A 4,063-nucleotide genomic window follows, 5' to 3' on the forward strand; every position below is an offset into this window, starting at 1 on the left:
TGGCCTGGCGGCCGATGGTCGCTGCAAGGCGTTTGCGGAGGCCGCGGACGGCACGGGATGGGCCGAGGGCGTAGGCATGCTGGTGCTGGAGCGGTTGTCGGATGCCCGCCGGAACGGCCACCGGGTGCTGGCTGTCGTAGCCGGTACCGCGGTGAATCAGGACGGTGCGTCGAATGGTTTGACGGCGCCGAATGGTCCGTCGCAGCAGCGGGTGATCCGGCAGGCATTGGCGAGCGGGGGCCTGTCCGCCTCCGACGTGGATGTGGTGGAGGCGCACGGTACGGGGACGTCGTTGGGTGATCCGATCGAGGCGCAGGCGCTGTTGGCTACGTATGGTCAGGACCGTGATGAGGACCGGCCGTTGTGGCTGGGGTCGGTGAAGTCGAACATCGGTCATACGCAGGCGGCTGCGGGTGTGGCCGGTGTGATCAAGATGGTGCTGGCGTTGCAGCATGGTGTTCTGCCGCAGACCCTGCATGTGGATGAGCCGTCGTCGCATGTGGACTGGTCGGCGGGGGAGGTGCGGTTGCTGACCGAGGCGGTGGACTGGCCGGAGTCGGATCGGCCGCGGCGGGCCGGTGTGTCCTCGTTCGGCATCAGTGGCACCAACGCCCATACGATCCTGGAGGAAGCCCCGTCCGAGGATGACGCCGCCCCCATGACATCCCAGGAGTCGCCCGCGCTCGCGGACGAGACCGGGGCTGCCGAAAACACCGGGTCGGCAGCGGAGTCCTTCCCTGCACCCTGGGTGATCTCTGGCCGGACGAGGTCCGCGCTTCGCGCACAGGCCGCACGGTTGCTCGCGCATGTGGAGAGCTTCCCGGCGTTGCGCATTGCCGACGTGGGTCTGTCGCTGGCCACCACTCGCTCGGTCATGGAACACCGGGCCGTGGTTCTCGGTGCGGACCGGGACGAGCTGCTGCGCGGCCTGGCTGCTGTGGCGGGCGATGATCCCTCTTCGCACGCTGTCACCGGGTCCGCGAAGGCGGACGGCCGGCTGGCGTTGCTGTTCACGGGGCAGGGTGCGCAGCGGTTGGGGATGGGCCGGGAGCTGTATGACGCGTTCCCGGTCTTCGCGGATGCCTTTGACTCGGTCTGTGCGCACTTCGACAGTGAATTGGCGTCGCCGCTGCGCGATGTGGTGTTCGGTGAGGCTGCCGATTCGGACCCTGATTCGGACCCTGAGGCGCTGCATCAGACTGGCTTCACTCAGCCGGCGTTGTTCGCGGTGGAGGTGGCGCTGTTCCGGCTCGTCGAGTCCTTCGGTATCCGCCCCGATTACCTGGTGGGCCATTCCGTGGGCGAGCTGGTGGCTGCTCATGTGGCGGGCGTCCTGTCGCTGGCGGACGCCTGCCGTCTGGTGGCGGCGCGTGGCCGGCTGATGCAAGCGTTGCCGGCGGGTGGCGCGATGGTGTCTTTCCAGGCCACCGAGGACGAGGTGTTGCCGCTTCTGGAGGGCCATGAGCAGCGGGTGAGCATCGCCGCGGTCAACGGTCCGAACTCGGTCGTGATAGCCGGTGAGGAGTCCGTGGTCACGGACATCGCCGGGCGTTTGGAGTCCGAGGGGCGGAAGGCGAAGCGGCTCCAGGTCAGCCATGCCTTCCACTCGCCGCTGATGGAGCCGATGCTCGCGGAATTCCGGACGATCGCCGAGAACGTCACGTACGAGGAACCCCGTATCCCGGTGGTCTCGAACGTGACCGGCGCTCTCGCCACGCCGCAGGAGTTGACGTCGCCCGACTACTGGGTGCGTCATGTCCGTGAGGCCGTCCGTTTCGCCGATGGTCTCCGGTGGTTGGAGGAGCACGAGGTAACCCGGTTCCTGGAGATCGGGCCGGACGGCACCCTGACCGCCATGGCGCAGGGATGCCTCGACGAGCCCGGCCATCTCCTCGTCCCCGTGCTGCGGAAGGACCGTCCGGAGGCGACCGGCCTGCTCACCGCCCTCGCCCAGGTGTTCGCCGCCGGCACATCGCTGACCTGGGAGGCCGCCTTCGCCGGTGGCGATGCCCGCCGTGTTGGTCTGCCGACCTACGCGTTCCAGCGGCACCGCTACTGGCCCCGGCCGCCCGTCTTGCCGACCGGCGACATCAGCTCGGCGGGTCTCGGATCGGCGGATCATCCCCTGCTCGGCGCGGCGGTCGAAGTGGCCGGCTCCGACGCCTACCTCTTCACCGGAAGGCTGTCGCTGCACACCCACCCCTGGCTCGCCGACCATGCGGTGACGGGTACCGTCCTGTTTCCCGGCACGGGCTTCCTCGAACTGGCCGTACGCGCCGCCGATGAGGTGGGCTGTGGCCGCGTCGACGAGTTCACGATCGCGGCGCCGCTCGTCCTGCCGGAGCGTGGGGCGGTGCAACTTCAGCTCGCGGTGGAGGCGCCGGACGAGTCCGGGCGGCGGACGCTGAACCTGTACTCCCGGCCGGAGGACGAGCCCGGCGAACAGCCGTGGGTGCTCAACGCCAGCGGTGCGGTGTCCTCCGGGGCGGCTGCGGACCAGGGCGAGCCGTACGACTTCACCGTCTGGCCCCCGCGCGATGCCGACGCCACCTCGGTCGACGACTTCTACGGCCGGTTCGCCGAGGCGGGGTTCGTTTACGGCTCGGTCTTCCGGGGGCTGAAGGCCGTCTGGCAGCGGGGCGATGAGATCTTCGCCGAGGTCGGACTGCCGGAGGAGCACGACGGGTTGGCCGGCGCGTTCGGGCTGCATCCCGCGCTGCTGGACTCCGCGCTGCACGCGATGATGTTTGTGTCCATGGAGGATGTGGGCCGGGGACGGCTGCCGTTCTCCTGGAACGGCGTCTCCCTGCGTGCCGCCGGAGCCACCGCCCTGCGGGTCCGCCTGGTGCAGGCCGGGCCCGAGTCCGTCTCGCTCGAACTGGCCGACCCCACAGGAGGTCCGGTCGCCTCCGTCGAGTCGCTGACGCTCCGTCAGGTTTCGGGCGAGCAGATGAGCGGCAGCGCCCCCTTCCACGAGTCGCTGTTCCAGGTGGACTGGGTCACCGCGCCCGTGCCCACCGTGGAGGCCGACGAGCCGCCGGCCGACGACTCGTGGGCGGTCGTCGGGGACCTGGCCCTGGCCGTGGCCCTGGAAGGCACCGGCGTACGAGTGGAGGCAACGGACAGTCTGGACGAACTCGCCGACGAGGTGCCCGCCGTGGTGCTGGTCAGGTGCGCGGGCGCGGAGTACGGGGCCGGCACTGCCGCCGGTGCACACACCGCTGCCCACGAGATGCTGGCTCTGCTCCAGAAGTGGGTGGCGGATGCGCGCTTCGGCGGGTCCAGGCTGGTCCTTCTCACACACGGCGCCGTGAGCACCTCGGACGCGGACCACCCGGACCCGGCGCAGGCCGCCATCTGGGGCCTGGTTCGGGCCGCCAGGGTGGAAAACCCGGGCCGGTTCACACTCATCGACCTTGACGGAACGGTGGAGTCGACCGCCGCCGTGGCCGGTGCACTGGCGATCGAAGAGCCCGAGGCTGCGGTCCGGGCGGGTGTGGTGCACGTACCGCGGCTGGCCCGGGTCGCGTCCGCGGATGCGCTGCGCCGGCCCGACGACGCGGACGGGGACGGGAACGCCTGGCGGCTGGACATCGCCGACAAGGGCACCCTGGAGAATCTGCGCCTGGCCAAGTGCCCGGAGGCGAACGCCGAGTTGGGGGTCGGACAGGTACGCATCGGGGTGCGTGCGGCAGGCGTCAACTTCCGCGATGTGCTCAACGCCCTGGGGATGTACCCCGGTGAGGCCGGCGCACTCGGCAGTGAAGGCGCCGGGGTGGTGCTGGAGGTCGGCCCCGGCGTACCGGACCTTCAGCCCGGTGACCGGGTGATGGGGATGTTCTTCGGTGCCTTCGGCCCCCTTGCGGTGGCGGACCGCCGGCTGCTGGCCCGCATACCCGAGGGGTGGTCGTTCGCGCAGGCGGCCTCCGTCCCGGTCGTGTTCCTGACGGCGTACTACGCACTGGTGGAACTGGGCGAGCTACAGGCGGGCGAGTCGGTGCTGGTGCACTCCGCCGCGGGTGGGGTCGGCATGGCCGCGGTGCAGTTGGCGCGGCATCTGGGC

1 protein-coding gene is annotated in these 4,063 nt (G+C 70.3%); it reads left to right on the top strand.

Annotated features, from left to right (window positions below):
* On the top strand, positions 1-4,063 hold a 4,063-nt coding region (locus tag AC3EUV_RS38125), incomplete at both ends, for an acyltransferase domain-containing protein (RefSeq protein ID WP_435604878.1).

Source organism: Streptomyces sp. bgisy130 (genome assembly GCF_057708345.1).